At 52.4% G+C, this 15,817-nt stretch carries 13 protein-coding genes and 1 pseudogene; 8 read left to right on the top strand and 6 right to left on the bottom strand.

Annotated features, from left to right (window positions below; genetic code table 11):
- Positions 1-210: 210 nt before the first annotated feature.
- Together mioC and asnC are read right to left on the bottom strand one after the other, a co-directional pair.
- Entirely contained in the window at positions 211-660 is a 450-nt protein-coding gene (gene mioC / locus U0026_RS22525; RefSeq protein ID WP_062776629.1) for an FMN-binding protein MioC, read from the bottom strand.
- Between the two features lie 88 nt (positions 661-748).
- On the bottom strand, positions 749-1,207 hold the full coding sequence (gene asnC / locus U0026_RS22520; RefSeq protein WP_062776627.1) for a transcriptional regulator AsnC: 459 nt from the start codon (positions 1,205-1,207) through the stop codon (positions 749-751).
- Positions 1,208-1,357: 150 nt separating this feature from the next.
- On the opposite strand from asnC, the gene asnA reads away from it, so the two are divergent.
- On the top strand, positions 1,358-2,350 hold the full coding sequence (gene asnA, locus U0026_RS22515; RefSeq protein ID WP_062776626.1) for an aspartate--ammonia ligase: 993 nt from the start codon (positions 1,358-1,360) through the stop codon (positions 2,348-2,350).
- A 7-nt stretch (positions 2,351-2,357) separates the two neighbouring features.
- On the opposite strand, the gene viaA is transcribed toward asnA, so the two are convergent.
- Together viaA and ravA are read right to left on the bottom strand one after the other, a co-directional pair.
- Entirely contained in the window at positions 2,358-3,809 is a 1,452-nt protein-coding gene (gene viaA / locus U0026_RS22510; protein ID WP_062776624.1) for an ATPase RavA stimulator ViaA, read from the bottom strand.
- Positions 3,809-5,305 (bottom strand): ATPase RavA, encoded by a 1,497-nt coding sequence (gene ravA / locus U0026_RS22505; RefSeq protein WP_062776623.1) that lies wholly within the window; start codon positions 5,303-5,305, stop codon positions 3,809-3,811. The genes viaA and ravA overlap by 1 nt, the downstream gene beginning before the upstream one ends.
- Positions 5,306-5,524: 219 nt before the next feature.
- Between ravA and kup the strand changes: the two genes are divergently transcribed.
- The 7 genes from kup (at position 5,525) to rbsR (ending at position 13,423) form a co-directional block, all read left to right on the top strand.
- Complete coding sequence (gene kup / locus U0026_RS22500; protein ID WP_062776621.1) at positions 5,525-7,393, top strand: low affinity potassium transporter Kup; 1,869 nt, start codon at positions 5,525-5,527, stop codon at positions 7,391-7,393.
- A gap of 172 nt (positions 7,394-7,565) precedes the next feature.
- The gene (rbsD, locus tag U0026_RS22495) at positions 7,566-7,985 is read left to right on the top strand and encodes a D-ribose pyranase (RefSeq protein WP_062776619.1); all 420 of its coding nucleotides are present in this window, start codon (positions 7,566-7,568) and stop codon (positions 7,983-7,985) included.
- Positions 7,986-7,992: 7 nt separating this feature from the next.
- Entirely contained in the window at positions 7,993-9,498 is a 1,506-nt protein-coding gene (gene rbsA / locus U0026_RS22490) for a ribose ABC transporter ATP-binding protein RbsA (protein ID WP_062776617.1), read from the top strand.
- A 5-nt stretch (positions 9,499-9,503) separates the two neighbouring features.
- Entirely contained in the window at positions 9,504-10,469 is a 966-nt protein-coding gene (gene rbsC / locus U0026_RS22485; protein ID WP_052284556.1) for a ribose ABC transporter permease, read from the top strand.
- A gap of 27 nt (positions 10,470-10,496) precedes the next feature.
- Positions 10,497-11,387 (top strand): ribose ABC transporter substrate-binding protein RbsB, encoded by an 891-nt coding sequence (gene rbsB, locus U0026_RS22480; RefSeq protein ID WP_062776615.1) that lies wholly within the window; start codon positions 10,497-10,499, stop codon positions 11,385-11,387.
- A 110-nt stretch (positions 11,388-11,497) separates the two neighbouring features.
- A complete protein-coding gene (gene rbsK / locus U0026_RS22475) occupies positions 11,498-12,427 on the top strand; it encodes a ribokinase (RefSeq protein WP_062776614.1) in 930 nt (309 codons plus the stop codon).
- Between the two features lie 3 nt (positions 12,428-12,430).
- Positions 12,431-13,423 carry a ribose operon transcriptional repressor RbsR gene (rbsR, locus tag U0026_RS22470; protein WP_126440937.1) on the top strand — a complete coding sequence of 331 codons (993 nt, stop codon included), beginning with the start codon at positions 12,431-12,433 and terminating at the stop codon, positions 13,421-13,423.
- Here rbsR and mdtD read toward each other — a convergent pair.
- Positions 13,404-14,817, bottom strand: a pseudogene (gene mdtD, locus U0026_RS22465) (multidrug transporter subunit MdtD); the annotation flags it as partial. The gene rbsR and the pseudogene mdtD sit on opposite strands and share 20 nt — an antisense overlap.
- A gap of 10 nt (positions 14,818-14,827) precedes the next feature.
- Positions 14,828-15,532, bottom strand: a complete 705-nt coding sequence (locus tag U0026_RS22460; RefSeq protein ID WP_062776609.1) for a FadR/GntR family transcriptional regulator — start codon at positions 15,530-15,532, stop codon at positions 14,828-14,830.
- Between the last annotated feature and the right edge of the window lie 285 nt (positions 15,533-15,817).

Here is a 15,817-nt window from a genome sequence, read left to right as displayed (position 1 = left end):
ACTTCTGTGGATAAGTGCGATCCGCGATTTAAGATCAACCGTTTAAGAAGGATCGTTAACTGTGAATGATCGGTGATCCTGGACAGTATAAGCTGGGATCAAAACGAAGGGTTATACACAGGTCAAAAACTAGGCAGAAGTTATTCTTGGGATAACTACCGGTTGATCAATGCTTTTAACCAGACTTATCCACAGAATAAAGTGCGATCTTTACAAAACTCTGAGTAAAAGATGCCACGATCCTAACCAAATCTCAGCCGGATCTTCAGGAATCTCATGTTCAAGCACATTGATCCGCAGCGTTTCGCCGATCTGTTTGGCTCCACAGGACTTCAATTCAGCCTCTAGCTTATCAATAGCCCCACAGAACGTGTCATATTCGCGGCTACCGATCCCGATTGCGCCAAAGTGTACCTTTGACAGATCCGGTTTCTGCTCGCGTAATGCTTCATATAAAGGAAGCAGGTTGTCAGGAATGTCTCCCGCACCGTGCGTTGAACTGATAATCAGCCAGATCCCGTCGGTTGGCACTTCATCGATCATTGGGCCGTGCAGCATTTCGCTGGAAAAACCAGCGTCGTCGAGCTTTTCAGCCAGATGTTCTGCAACATATTCCGCACTGCCTAGCGTGCTGCCGGTAATGAGAGTGATATCCGCCATGCTCGTCCACCTTTATAAAGAAGGCGCATTGTACGCTGTGAACGAGCTGGGATCTACCTGTGGAAAAATGTGGGATTAAAAAAGTTGTTTACGGCTTGATGGTACGCATGATCGGGTTCTGCAGCACGATCAACGTTTCGGTGGATTGAATTTCATCAATTGTTTGGATCTTGTTGATAAGTACCTGCTGAAGGGCATCGATCGATTTGCACATCACTTTAATAAAGATGCTGTAGTGACCGGTGGTGTAGTACGCCTCGGTAACCTCATCAAGACTTTCCAGCCGTGCTAATGCCGACGGGTAGTCTTTTGCGCTCTTTAAAATAATGCCGATAAAGCAGCCCACGTCATAACCGAGCTGTTTGGGGCTGACATCAACATGTGCGCCGGTGATGATCCCCGCCTGCTTCATTTTCTCGACACGTACGTGAATGGTGCCGGGGCTAACGGAGAACTGTTTGGCTAATTCTGCGTAGGCGGTACGGGCGTTGGCCATCAAAGCGTCAAGGATGCCGCGATCCAGATTGTCGATCTGATAATTTTCCATTGGTTTTTCTTATGATGATTAACGATTAACTCTATTTTAGCCTGATATTTTATCGAATCAAAAGTGAGTGAGGCTTTTTATTGTTTGATTATTGTATTGGCACCCTGTTTTGTTGCTTAATCAATGGCAACAGGACGCAGGAGTAAAACAATGAAAACCGCATACATCGCAAAACAACGCCAGATTAGTTTCGTTAAATCCCACTTTTCCCGTCAGCTGGAAGAGAAGCTAGGGCTCGTAGAAGTCCAGGCGCCAATCTTAAGCCGTATCGGGGATGGGACTCAGGACAACCTGTCTGGTTGCGAGAAAGCGGTCCAGGTGAAAGTGAAAACGTTGCCAGATGCCCAGTTTGAAGTGGTGCATTCTCTGGCAAAGTGGAAACGTCAAACACTGGGACAACACGACTTCAGCGCGGGCGAAGGGCTCTACACGCACATGAAAGCTCTTCGCCCCGATGAAGATAGATTGACTGCCATTCACTCCGTTTACGTTGACCAGTGGGACTGGGAACGCGTGATGGGTGATGATGAGCGCCATGCCGGTACGCTGGAAAGCACCGTTAAGGCTATCTGGGCGGGAATTAAAGAAACAGAAATCGCTGTGAGCAAAGAATTTGGTCTGACACCGTTCCTGCCAGAACAGATCCACTTCGTCCACAGTGAAACGTTGCTGAGCCGTTATCCCGGTCTGGATGCTAAAGGTCGTGAACGTGCTATCGCCAAAGAACTGGGCGCTGTTTTCCTTATTGGTATCGGTGGCAAATTATCTGATGGTTACCGCCACGACGTTCGTGCACCGGACTATGACGACTGGAGCACCCCGAGCGCGTCCGGCTTTGCTGGTCTGAACGGTGACATTCTGGTGTGGAACCCGATACTGGAAGATGCGTTTGAGCTCTCTTCAATGGGGATTCGCGTGGATGCTAAAGCACTGAAACATCAGCTTCAACTGACCGGTGATGAAGATCGCTTGCAGCTTGAGTGGCATCAGGCGCTGCTGCGTGGTGATATGCCGCAAACCATCGGCGGTGGTATTGGTCAGTCGCGTTTGACCATGCTGTTGTTGCAGTTGTCGCATATCGGCCAGGTGCAGTGCGGCGTGTGGCCAGCACAGGTTCGTGAGAGCGTCTCTTCTCTGCTGTAATAAACGATTAACGCCGCCAGCGTCTTAGCAGGCGGCTTCTTAACCCGGTATCAAAGCGCCAGATATGATCGAAAATGCGCATGATCCCGGGTTTGCCGTGTGCCGACATCGCCACCGCATGAAAACGGTGCTGATATTTATGCTGTAGATCCCCCACCTTCTTCACCACTTCATCCGGCAGCCGCTGGGCGATAAAATCTGAAATCACCACTGCGTCGGCATCTTGCCACTGCGGATTTTGCAGATGTTCAATAATGGCGCGGAAACAACTGGCCATATCGGTACCGCCGCGAAAGCGTTGGCTTAGAAAGCGGATCGCCTGCTCCAGTCCCTGCGGGCTGGTCAGCTCGTAGCGCACCACTTCGCTTGAAAACAACATAATGTAGCAGCGGCGATTATCAGCGAGCGCCACGCGCATCAGTGCCAGACAGAAGGCTTTGGCGCACTGTTCATTGAAGCCACCCATGGAACCGGAAGTGTCCACGCAGACGATAAAGGGTCCGCGTGGTTGCTCATCTTCGTCCTGGCGAACAACTGGACGCTCAGTGATCTTCTCGTGCCAGGAATCGCCATGTAGACGGTAGGTCAGTAACTGTTTTTCCACCAGCCGACGATAAAACTCATACTCCAGCTCCGTGATACCCAGCGTAGCCAGCTCCGGTGGTAGTAGCCGCAGGATATCGTCGCTTTGCTGGATGCCATCAACCTGTTCTGGCACGGTGGAGGGCTCGCGTACTAGCGCGCGGAAGGTTTCCATCGGTGCATCTTTCTTCGGCACTGACTTCGCTTCGCGAGAACGTCCCAGCTGCTCGGCCAGGCGCATTAATTCCGGTTGTTGGCTGAGAAACTCACCGTATTTTACGATCAGCTGATAGTCGCCGCGATTAAGCTGCCCGGCGCTCATATCCCACAGTCGCCCACCCGCGCTGTCATTATCCACCAGCACCGGTTCAAGCTGCCCGCTCAGGGTCATGCGTTCCTGGACTTCACTGAGCAGTTGTTCTCGCTCTTCTTCCAGCAATTGCTGGTTAATTGAAGTGACCTGAACAACAAGGCTTAAGCGCCAGCGTTGTAGAAAGAGCGTGTGCAATGCGGGAGTAAAGGTCGCATTGTTGGCAACCAACTGCTGCGCTTGCGCGGCAAAGGGAGATTGCACCCGTTTTAAGAGTGCCTGAATCTGCGGGAGCTGGACGATAAATTGGGTCGTCGATAGGAGCTGGCTTTGCTGATAGCAGATAACCTCTTCTTCCAGTTCCTCCGGAACCGGGGCCCCTTTCAGGCGATTTTTAAAGGTTTCACGCCACCGGGGAAGATCTTCGGTAATCGCGCTTTTTAAACGGGGAAATTTTTCAAAAAAGACCGCCAACTGTGGTGAGGCCAGCAGGGCAATGATCATCTCTTCGATCATCCCCTCTTCACTGACCGCCAGCATCATGTTGAGCGTATCAACGGTCAGCATTAAAGTTGCGCCTGCTTAATCTGAACAGCGACGTCTTGCAGGCTGGCCTCAATACGGCCTAACCATTCTTCGTTCACAAACAGGCATTTTTGCTGCTCGCTAAAACGGTTGTGCTGCTGGTGCCACTCTTCGTGAAGGGCGGTGAGCTGCTGGCGGATCTCGGTCGGCATATTCTCCGGCGTGCTGTTGCCCGGCAGTGATAATCGAGAACCCTGAAGGCTGACATCGCGCACCACCAGGTGCTGTGCTGCATCAACTTCCATATTGAGCGTCAGTGCAAACCCAATACCGTTAAGTTTGCCGCGGATCTCACCCCCTTTTTCCAGCCAATTCTCCAGCACCTGGTGTTCGAAGGTGATGTGAACGACTTGAATATCATGCAGCTTAAGCGGTTTTTGTAACAGCAGCGTCACCGTTGGCGGCTGCACCTCTGGTGGCAGTTCATAGTGCGGTTTACGGCTAAACATGCCGCCCAGACGAGTCACTTTCAGCGCCGTTTTGTCGCTTTGCTGCTGCTGAAGCTGTAAGCGTTGCTGGGTAATTGAGCCCAGCTTGTTGAGCATCGCTTGCTGCTGCCATGCGTGCCCGGTCATCAAAATATCTATCTGTTGTTGCAGTAAATTCCGGCTTTCAGCGTCGTGCCACAGGCACTCTTTTAGCAAGATCAGATCGATCGGCGCGACGCTGTCTCGGCCGCTGAAAAAGGCGCAGGCTTGCAGTAAGCGGACGGCTTTCTTCCAGCGACGGTCTGAGACATATGGTGCATTCGGTAAGTTATCCAGTTGCTGACGCAGCGTGAATACCAGTTCAAAAACCGCATCCGGCAGTTTGACCTTGCCGATATCTTTCTGCCACTGGAAGTACTCTTCATCTGTGACCTGCAGATTTGGCGGGATAGGGTTATCGTTTTCATCCTGCTGGCTAATCAGCATTGAACGGAAGTTGCCTTTATCCTGCACTTTGTCGAGCCACAGGCGAATCAACATACGGTCATAGAGCGCTTCCAGGCTGCTTTCGGCTTCTGGTAGTTCGTTAGACGCGGTGACCAGTAGTCGCATTGGGATTTTGTCGACGTTGGCGCCGTTACGGAAGTGGCGTTCATTGATCGCGGTCAGCAGGGTATTGAGGATGGCCGGGCCGGCTTTCCAGATTTCATCGAGAAAGACGATCTCCGCTTCCGGCAGATAGCCAGCGGTCAGGCGCTCATAGCGGCCTTCATCTTTTAACGCCTGAATAGACAGCGGACCAAAGACTTCTTCCGGCGTGGAAAAACGGGTCATCAAATATTCAAACGCGCGGGCATGCTGGAAGGCGAATTTCAGGCGACGAGCGATCAGGCTTTTAGCAATTCCGGGTGGGCCGAGTAAAAAGACGCTCTCGCCGCTCAGCGCTGCCAGAAGACACAGGCGAATGGCGTGACTACGTTCAAAGAGCCCTTTCTCTAACGCACTGCTTAACCGAGAAATTCTTTCTGCTAATAAATGTGGTTGGGCCATAATTAACCTGCGTCCTTTCGCCATGTAATCAGCTAACTGGCTGAGTATAGACGTTTAAGTCTGGCGGTGAATAGCCTGAATAGTCCTTCGCGATTTATTGAGGCAGGTTAAGATGACGCGATTAAGGGGTACGATTTTGATGCTAATCGTGCATACTGTGCGCTTTTCGTGGGCCAAGGGACTAGGCACACATTTGTTTTATAAACGAAAGACTAGTCTATGAGCACTGATAAGAAACAATCTTTATCAGCGATTACACTCGCTGCAATTGGCGTGGTATACGGCGACATCGGTACCAGCCCTCTTTATACACTTCGTGAATGCTTGTCTGGTCAGTTTGGTTTTGGCGTTGAACGAGATGCCGTTTTTGGCTTCCTGTCGCTTATCTTCTGGCTGCTGATTTTTACCGTCTCACTCAAATACATCACTTTCGTGATGCGCGCGGATAACGCGGGTGAAGGTGGGATCCTGACGCTGATGTCACTGGCGGGACGCAACACGTCTGCGAGAACCACATCGGTATTGGTGATCCTGGGGCTTATCGGCGGTAGTTTCTTCTATGGCGAAGTGGTTATTACCCCGGCTATTTCGGTTATGTCAGCGATAGAAGGTCTGGAAATTATCGCGCCCGATCTCGATACCTGGGTTGTCCCTATCTCGATTATCGTTCTGACGCTGCTGTTTGCTATCCAGAAACACGGTACCAGCATGGTCGGCAAACTGTTCGCCCCTATTATGCTGGTGTGGTTCCTGCTGTTGGCGGTGCTGGGCGCGCGCAGTATCATGGATAACCCAGACGTTCTGCATGCGCTGAATCCTTACTGGGCGGTACATTTCTTCCTTGAGTACAAGACCGTTTCGTTTGTGGCTCTGGGCGCCGTCGTGCTGTCGATTACCGGTGTGGAAGCACTTTACGCCGACATGGGGCATTTCGGTAAGTTGCCAATTCGTCTGGCCTGGTTCTCGGTGGTGTTGCCTTCGCTGGTGCTCAACTACTTTGGTCAGGGTGCGCTGTTGTTAAAACATCCGGAAGCGATTAAGAACCCCTTCTTCCTGCTGGCACCTGATTGGGCGTTGATCCCAATGCTGATTATCGCAGCGCTAGCGACAGTTATTGCCTCTCAAGCAGTGATTTCCGGGGTCTTCTCGCTAACGCGTCAGGCCGTGCGTTTAGGGTATTTGTCGCCGATGCGGATTATCCATACCTCGGAAATGGAGTCCGGGCAGATTTATATTCCGTTTATCAACTGGCTGCTCTACATCTCCGTGGTTATCGTGATTGTTAGCTTTGAGCACTCCTCGAACCTGGCGGCGGCGTACGGTATTGCGGTAACGGGAACTATGGTGCTGACCACCATCCTGTTCACCACGGTGGCGCGTAAAAACTGGCGCTGGAATAAATTTGTCGTGGCGTTGATGCTGGTGGGCTTTATGTGCATCGATATCCCGCTGTTCTCGGCGAACCTCGATAAAATCATCTCCGGCGGTTGGTTGCCGCTGACGCTGGCGCTGATCATGTTTACCATTATGACCACCTGGAAAAGTGAGCGTTTCCGTCTGCTGCGCCGGATGCACGAACACGGTAACTCTCTGGAGGCGATGATAGCGTCACTCGAGAAATCGCCGCCGGTACGCGTACCGGGTACTGCGGTATATATGTCACGTGCGCTTAACGTTATTCCGTTTGCCATGATGCATAACCTCAAGCACAACAAGGTGCTGCATGAGCGGGTGATTCTTCTGACGTTGCGGACTGAAGATGCGCCGTATGTTCATAACGTACGTCGCGTGCAGATAGAGCAACTCTCGCCAACCTTCTGGCGTGTGGTAGCAAGCTACGGCTGGCGTGAAACCCCGAATGTTGAAGAAGTATTCCACCGCTGTGGTCTGGAAGGCTTAAGCTGCCGGATGATGGAAACGTCATTCTTCATGTCGCATGAGTCACTGATTGTCGGTAAGCGTCCGTGGTATCTGCGTCTGCGCGGTAAGCTGTACTTGCTGTTGCAACGCAACGCGCTTCGCGCGCCGGACCAGTTCGAGATCCCGCCAAACCGGGTTATCGAATTGGGTACCCAGGTCGAAATCTAAACAATCAATGCCCTCCCTCATTTCGATGGAGGGCATTTTTTTATCTCACTTTCTTTCTTCGCGAAACGTTTCGATAGCGATCACATTTCTATAACCTAGTGGTGGTTTTCTGTGCGCACTTAAGACTAAACTTAGTTCAGCGAAACGTTTCGCTAGTGGAGCAAGAAAACAAATGAAGAAAGGCACGGTACTTAACTCTGAAATCTCATCGGTTATCTCCCGTCTGGGTCATACCGATACGCTGGTGGTGTGCGATGCGGGTTTACCTATTCCCCATAGCACCGCGCGCATTGATATGGCGTTAACCCAGGGCGTTCCCACCTTTATGCAGGTATTAGGCGTGGTGACGCAAGAGATGCAGGTTGAGGCAGCCATTCTCGCAACGGAAATTCAACAGCATAATCCGCAACTCCACGAAACGTTGCTCAAACACATCGAGCAGCTGCAACAACACCAGGGAAATACCATTGACGTTCGTTACGTCTCGCATGAACAGTTCAAACAACAAACCGCAGACAGTCAGGCGGTGATTCGCAGCGGGGAATGTTCCCCGTATGCGAATATCATTCTTTGTGCTGGCGTCACCTTCTGAGGCCATCATGGACGCACTCTTACAACTCAAAGGGATCGATAAATCGTTCCCGGGCGTGAAGGCGCTCTCCGGTGCTGCGTTAAATGTCTATTCCGGGCGCGTGATGGCGCTGGTGGGCGAAAACGGCGCGGGCAAATCCACCATGATGAAAGTGCTGACCGGGATTTATGCCCGTGACGCCGGTTCATTATTATGGCTGGGTAAAGAAACCACCTTCACCGGCCCGAAATCCTCCCAGGAAGCCGGTATCGGCATCATCCACCAGGAATTGAACCTGATCCCACAACTGACGATTGCTGAGAACATTTTTCTCGGCCGTGAGTTTGTGAATCGTTTTGGCAAAATCGACTGGAAGAAGATGTATGCCGAAGCCGACGTTCTGCTGGCGAAACTGAATCTGCGCTTTAAAAGCGACCGTTTAGTCGGCGAACTCTCGATTGGCGATCAGCAGATGGTGGAAATCGCCAAAGTGCTGAGCTTCGAGTCGAAAGTCATCATTATGGATGAACCGACCGATGCGCTGACCGATACCGAAACTGAATCCCTGTTCCGCGTGATCCGCGAGCTGAAATCGCAGGGGCGCGGCATTGTCTATATTTCTCACCGTATGAAAGAGATCTTCGAGATTTGCGACGACGTAACGGTCTTCCGCGACGGTCAATTTATTGCCGAGCGTGAAGTCGCCAGTCTCGATGAAGATCTGCTGATTGAAATGATGGTGGGGCGCAAGCTTGAAGATCAATATCCGCGCATTGATAAAGCGCCGGGTGATATCCGCCTGAAGGTGGATGCGTTGTGTGGTCCGGGCGTGGAAAACGTCTCCTTTACCCTGCGTAAAGGTGAAATTCTTGGCGTTGCTGGGCTGATGGGCGCTGGGCGCACGGAACTGATGAAAGTGCTGTACGGCGCGCTGCCACGTACCAGCGGCTACGTTACCCTCGATGGTCATGAAGTGGTGACTCGCTCGCCGCAGGATGGTCTGGCAAACGGCATCGTTTATATCTCTGAAGACCGTAAACGTGATGGCCTGGTACTGGGCATGTCGGTGAAAGAGAACATGTCGCTGACCGCATTGCGCTATTTCAGCCGTGCCGGCGGTAGCCTCAAACATAAAGATGAGCAGCAGGCAGTGAGCGACTTTATCCGCCTGTTCAACGTAAAAACCCCTTCCATGGAACAGGCTATCGGCCTGCTGTCCGGCGGTAACCAGCAGAAAGTCGCCATCGCCCGCGGTCTGATGACCCGTCCGAAAGTGTTGATTCTGGATGAACCGACGCGCGGCGTAGATGTGGGCGCGAAGAAAGAGATTTATCAGCTGATCAACCAGTTCAAGGCCGATGGTCTGAGCATCATTCTGGTCTCATCCGAGATGCCAGAAGTATTGGGGATGAGCGATCGCATTATTGTGATGCATGAAGGGCATCTCGGCGGTGAGTTTTCACGCGAGCAGGCCACCCAGGAAGTATTAATGGCTGCCGCTGTGGGCAAGCTTAACCGCGTGAACCAGGAGTAAAAAAGATGACAACCCAGTCTGTGGCAGGTCGCCGCTATTTCACTAAAGCATGGCTGCTCGAGCAAAAATCGCTGATTGCCTTGCTGGTGCTGATAGCGGTTGTGTCGACCATGAGCCCAAACTTTTTTACCGTCAATAACCTGTTCAACATCCTGCAGCAAACCTCCGTGAATGCGATCATGGCGGTTGGGATGACGCTGGTCATTTTAACGTCGGGAATCGACCTGTCCGTCGGTTCTTTGCTGGCGTTGACCGGCGCGGTCGCCGCGTCGATTGTGGGCATCGAAGTCAATGCGTTGGTGGCGGTTGCTGCCGCACTCGCATTAGGTGCCGCAATCGGGGCCGTTACCGGTGTGATTGTCGCCAAAGGACGCGTTCAGGCGTTTATTGCCACGCTGGTGATGATGCTGCTGCTGCGCGGTGTGACGATGGTGTACACCAACGGCAGTCCGGTGAATACCGGGTTTACCGATAATGCCGACGTATTCGGTTGGTTCGGTATTGGTCGCCCGCTGGGCATTCCTACGCCGGTGTGGATCATGGGGATTGTCTTCCTCGCGGCATGGTACATGCTGCATCACACTCGTCTGGGTCGTTATATCTATGCGCTGGGTGGCAACGAAGCGGCAACGCGTCTTTCCGGTATCAGCGTCAATAAAGTTAAAATTATCGTCTACTCTTTGTGTGGATTATTGTCGGCGCTGGCGGGCATCATTGAAGTGGCGCGTCTCTCTTCGGCACAACCTACGGCGGGTACAGGCTATGAGCTGGATGCCATCGCGGCAGTTGTTCTAGGCGGTACTAGTCTGGCTGGCGGTAAAGGTCGTATCGTCGGCACACTTATCGGTGCGCTGATCCTTGGTTTTCTGAATAACGGTTTGAACTTATTAGGTGTTTCTTCTTATTACCAGATGATCGTTAAAGCAGTTGTTATCCTGCTTGCGGTGCTGGTGGACAACAAAAAGCAATAACCCACGACACTACAGGACATCTTAGATATGAACATGAAAAAACTGGCTACCCTGGTTTCTGCGGTTGCGCTGAGCGCCACCGTCAGCGCGAATGCGATGGCAAAAGACACCATTGCACTGGTTATCTCTACGCTGAATAACCCGTTCTTTGTTTCCTTGAAGGATGGCGCACAGAAAGAAGCGGACAAACTGGGTTATAACCTGGTGGTTCTGGACTCACAGAACAACCCGGCGAAAGAGCTGGCTAACGTTCAGGACTTAACCGTTCGCGGCACCAAAATCCTGCTGATAAACCCTACTGACTCTGATGCAGTGGGTAATGCCATCAAGATGGCTAACCAGGCTAAAATCCCGGTTATCACCCTTGACCGCGTGGCATCTAAAGGCGACGTCGTGAGCCATATTGCTTCCGATAACGTACTGGGCGGTAAAATCGCTGGTGATTACATCGCGAAGAAAGAAGGTGAAGGCGCCAAAGTTATTGAGCTGCAAGGTATTGCCGGGACATCCGCTGCGCGTGAGCGTGGTGAAGGTTTCCAGCAGGCCGTGGCTGCGCATAAATTTAACGTGCTGGCGAGCCAGCCGGCAGATTTCGACCGTACTAAAGGCCTGAACGTCATGCAGAACCTGCTGACCGCGCATCCTGATGTGAAAGCGGTATTTGCACAGAATGACGAAATGGCGCTGGGTGCACTGCGTGCACTGCAAACTGCGGGCAAATCCGACGTGATGGTTGTTGGTTTTGACGGTACGCCGGACGGTGAAAAAGCGGTTAAAGATGGCAAGCTGGCGGCAACAATTGCTCAGTTGCCTGACCAGATCGGTGCAAAAGGCGTTGAAACCGCTGACAAAGTACTGAAAGGCGAAAAGGTACAGGCGAAATATCCTGTTGACCTGAAGCTGGTTATCAAGCAGTAATAACGCGAATGCGAATCAGGCTTTTAAGGCCTGAGGGACAATATCAATAAAGAAAAGTAGGGCACGCGCCACCGGTTTACCGGTGGCGCATCTTACCGGACACTCTGAAAATGAAAACCGCAGGCAAACTCGTCGTTCTTGGCAGCATCAATGCCGATCACATTCTCAATCTTGACGCTTTCCCGACGCCTGGCGAAACCGTTACCGGTAGTCATTATCAGGTCGCTTTCGGCGGCAAAGGTGCGAATCAGGCAGTGGCTGCCGGACGCAGCGGCGCGGATATCGCATTCATTGCCTGCACTGGCGACGATGATATCGGCGAACGTATCCGCAAACAGCTCCTGGTCGATCGCATTGACGTCGCGCCCGTGAGCGCGGTATCCGGCGAATCAACCGGCGTGGCGCTGATCTTTGTTAACGGTGAAGGCGAAAACGTCATTGGCATTCATGCTGGTGCTAACGCCGCCCTCTCTACGGCATTAGTTGACGCGCAGCGTGAGCGTATAGCTCAGGCCGATGCGTTGTTGATGCAGCTTGAATCCCCGCTGGACAGCGTACTGCTGGCCGCAAAGATTGCCCACCAAAACCAGACGACCGTGGTATTGAACCCGGCGCCGGCACGTGAACTGCCGGATACGCTGTTGTCGCTGGTGGATATCATTACCCCGAATGAAACTGAAGCCGAGAAGCTGACCGGTGTGCGGGTTGAAAACGATGATGATGCAGCCAAAGCCGCGCAAGTTTTGCATGCCAAAGGCATCGACACAGTGATTATCACGCTGGGTAGCCGCGGCGTATGGGCCAGCGTCAAAGGCGAAGGTCGTCGCGTTCCGGGCTTTAAAGTCCAGGCTATCGACACCATTGCCGCAGGCGACACTTTTAACGGCGCGCTGATGACCGCTCTGCTGGAGAAAACACCGCTGGCCAACGCGCTGCGTTTTGCTCATGCTGCTGCGGCCATTGCCGTCACGCGCAAAGGGGCACAGCCCTCGGTGCCGTGGCGTGAAGAGATCGACGAATTTTTACGTCAACAGGGGTAACGCTTGGCCACGATGAAGGATGTTGCTCGCCTGGCGGGCGTTTCCACCTCCACGGTATCTCACGTCATTAATAAGGACCGGTTTGTCAGCGAGACCATTACCGGGAAAGTTGATGCGGCTATAAAAAGCCTCAATTACGCGCCATCTGCGCTGGCGCGTAGCCTCAAGCTAAATCAAACTCGCACAATCGGTATGCTGATTACCGCCAGTACCAATCCGTTCTACTCTGAACTGGTGCGCGGCGTGGAACGTAGCTGTTTTGAGCGTGGCTACAGCCTGGTGCTGTGCAATACGGAAGGCGATGAACAGCGGATGAACAGCAATCTTGAGACGTTGATGCAAAAACGCGTTGATGGGCTGCTACTGCTGTGTACTGAAACGCACCAGCCGTCGCTGGAAATCATGCAGCGCTATCCTTCAATTCCTTCCGTGATGATGGACTGGGCGCCGTTCGACGGTGATAGCGACCTGATTCAGGACAACTCGCTGCTTGGTGGTGATATGGCGACGCGTTATTTAATCGAACGCGGCTACTCGCGTATTGCCTGTATTTCCGGGCCTCTGGATAAAACGCCTGCGCGTCTACGTCTGGAAGGGTATCGGGAAGCGATGCATAACGCTAAACTGCCGATCCCAGACGGTTATGAGATCACCAGTAACTTTGAGTTTGGCGGTGGCCTTGATGCGATGCAGCAACTGCTGACGCACCCGGTTCGACCGGATGCGGTATTTGTTGGTAACGATGCGATGGCCGTTGGCGTCTATCAGGCGTTATACCTGGCTGGGCTGCGTGTTCCACAGGATATGGCGGTGATTGGCTATGACGATATTGAACTGGCGCGTTACATGACGCCGCCGTTGACCACCATTCACCAGCCGAAAGACGAGCTGGGCGAACTGGCGATTGATGTGCTGATCCACCGTATTTCCCAGCCCGGACAGAAACAGCAGCGTATGCAATTAACGCCCGAGCTGGTGGTTCGTGGTTCGGTTTAAAGCTAGTGCTTTTCCTTAATCAGGTTCCGACCATCTTTAGGCTTAAGCAGCATAAACATGAATGCCGATATCACCGTGATAACGCCCATGGTAATAAAGGTATAGTGGAACTGATCGACAGTCGTTGCCCCTTCAATGCTCTGATACGACCGGAGCACCGCGGCGCTAATGGCGACACCAAGACTAATCGACAATTGCTGTGTCACGGCGAGTAGGCTATTGCCGCCACTGGCGTTATCGTCGGTTAAGTCCGCAAGCGTAATGGTGTTCATCGAGGTGAATTGCGTCGACATCGCCATCCCCAACACAAACAGCGGCAGTATCAACATCCATATCGGCATGCCTGGCGACTGGAATGAGAACTGCGCGATCATCAAACCAATAAACAGCGTCACGCCGACCAACGTTTTCCGATAGCCTAAACGACGCAGCACCTGAGTGACGGTTGATTTTGCCACGATGGAGCCGACAGCCGTCGGTGCCATCATGCAGCCAGCAATTAATGCCGAATAGCCAAAGCCCACCTGCAACATGAGCGGCATCAGGAACGGTACGCAGCCGGTGCCTAAACGCGTAGCCAGATTACCGGCAATACCGACGGAGAAGGTCCGGGTCTTAAATAATGATAGCGAGATCAGTGGCGACGGGTGTTTGCGAGCGTGACGGATATACATCAGTAATAGAAGAAGACTGAATAGCACGACCATTAAGGCAATCCAGCTTGCCACAATCTGCTCGCCCAGCAATTCCATACCAATAGAGAACAGGACCAGGCTCAAACCAAACAGCAAGAAACCTGAGAGGTCAAAGCGCCGTCGGGGCGTCGTGAAGTTCGGCATATATTTACGGGCGTATATTATTCCCGCGACGCCAATGGGAATGTTAATCAGGAAAATCCAGTGCCATGTCGCCCAAGTGACGAATACGCCGCCCAGCACCGGCCCCAATATTGGGCCAATCAATCCCGGCATAGTGACAAAATTAAGCACGGGCAGCAGTTCGCTTCGCGGGTAGGCGCGCAGAAGCGCCAGACGTGCGACGGGCATCATCATCGCGCCACCTACACCCTGGATGATGCGAAAGATAACCAGCTCAGATAATGAACTTGATAGCGCACAGGCGAGTGAGCCCAGGGTAAACAGACTTACGGCCAGCATAAAGATACGCCGGGTGCCGAAACGGTCGGCTAGCCAGCCACTCACCGGGATCAGCATGGCGACGGTGAGGGTATAACTGATAATCGCCGACTGCATCGCTAATGGAGAGCGGTTAAGGCTGTGCGCAATAGCGGGGAGCGCGGTATTCAGGATAGTGGCGTCCAGCGCCTGCATAAAGAAGGCCATCGCCGCTATCCACGGTAGCCCGGCCATACTCCGAGCTTTCATTTCGGTCATTCGCTGTCCTTTATACTAATGCCCGGATATGTGGGGCATTTAATAACGCCTGGCAGGCTATCAGCGCTTGTTGACCATCACCTGCCTGTATTGCATCAACAATAGCCTGGTGGCTGGCCAGCTCAATCACTTCATCTTCAGTAATAGAAGTGAAATAGATGTGGTACACGGAATGAAAGAGTTTAGAGAATGAGGTCAGGAATGGATTCGCGCACATTTCATAGATGTGTTCATGCCAGGATGTGTCGATATCAATCCAGCGATCGCGGTCGAAGGCTTTCTCCAGCTTAGCCATCTCTTGCATTAATGTGTTGAGGTGCGCCTTTTGTTCGGCTGTCCCGAGCGTTGCAGCTAACATACATGCCTGAGGTTCCAGGCTGCGGCGCAGCACGAGGAAATGCTTCATGACCGACTGGAAGTTATCGGTGGTGAGCCACCAGGATATGAGGTCGGTGTCGAGGAAGTTCCAGTGTGCCTGGGGCATCACGCGGGTGCCAATACGTGGGCGGGGGAGTAGCATGCCTTTTGCCGAGAGAGTTTTCACCGCTTCACGAACGGCGGTGCGGCTCACGCCGAAAATCTCGCCAAGTTCCATTTCACCGGGGAGAATGCTCTCCGGTGGATACTCGCCGGTTAATATCTTCTGGGCTATCTTCTCAGCCAGGACCCAAGAGATGTTTTTTTGAGCTGCCAGTTGCTGTGCGGTTAAGGACATAAATGCCATTCCTATTATTTGTTTTTCATTAGTATGCCATTTGACGTGTGGAATCGGTGTTAAAAACAGCAATCCAGGCCTTTTACGGCGTATTCGTAAGCAATTTGATGAAAAAAATAGCGAGCGATAAATTAATTCAAATTTATGCTTGCGGGATCTCAATAACTCCCTATAATGCGGCCCCACTGAGACGGAACAACGGCAAGCAAGCCGCCGGGTCAGCAGGGGTTCTTAAGAGAACGCCGACAGAGAAAAGCGAAATTAAATGCTTGACTCTGAAAGAGG

Origin of the sequence: Kluyvera intermedia (assembly GCF_034424175.1) — a bacterium.
GTDB classification, from domain to species: domain Bacteria; phylum Pseudomonadota; class Gammaproteobacteria; order Enterobacterales; family Enterobacteriaceae; genus Kluyvera; species Kluyvera intermedia.
Note: the sequence above shows the minus strand (reverse complement) of the source record. Positions and strands in the feature narration are given on the sequence as shown.

Coding starts and splice junctions, on each gene's coding strand:
- U0026_RS22460 (WP_062776609.1), bottom strand. CDS start 15,532: ATGTCCTTAACCGCACAGCAACTGGCAGCTCAAAAAAACATCTCTTGG.
- kup (WP_062776621.1), top strand. CDS start 5,525: ATGAGCACTGATAAGAAACAATCTTTATCAGCGATTACACTCGCTGCA.
- viaA (WP_062776624.1), bottom strand. CDS start 3,809: ATGCTGACCGTTGATACGCTCAACATGATGCTGGCGGTCAGTGAAGAG.
- asnC (WP_062776627.1), bottom strand. CDS start 1,207: ATGGAAAATTATCAGATCGACAATCTGGATCGCGGCATCCTTGACGCT.
- rbsA (WP_062776617.1), top strand. CDS start 7,993: ATGGACGCACTCTTACAACTCAAAGGGATCGATAAATCGTTCCCGGGC.
- rbsC (WP_052284556.1), top strand. CDS start 9,504: ATGACAACCCAGTCTGTGGCAGGTCGCCGCTATTTCACTAAAGCATGG.
- ravA (WP_062776623.1), bottom strand. CDS start 5,305: ATGGCCCAACCACATTTATTAGCAGAAAGAATTTCTCGGTTAAGCAGT.
- rbsK (WP_062776614.1), top strand. CDS start 11,498: ATGAAAACCGCAGGCAAACTCGTCGTTCTTGGCAGCATCAATGCCGAT.
- rbsD (WP_062776619.1), top strand. CDS start 7,566: ATGAAGAAAGGCACGGTACTTAACTCTGAAATCTCATCGGTTATCTCC.
- mioC (WP_062776629.1), bottom strand. CDS start 660: ATGGCGGATATCACTCTCATTACCGGCAGCACGCTAGGCAGTGCGGAA.
- asnA (WP_062776626.1), top strand. CDS start 1,358: ATGAAAACCGCATACATCGCAAAACAACGCCAGATTAGTTTCGTTAAA.
- rbsB (WP_062776615.1), top strand. CDS start 10,497: ATGAACATGAAAAAACTGGCTACCCTGGTTTCTGCGGTTGCGCTGAGC.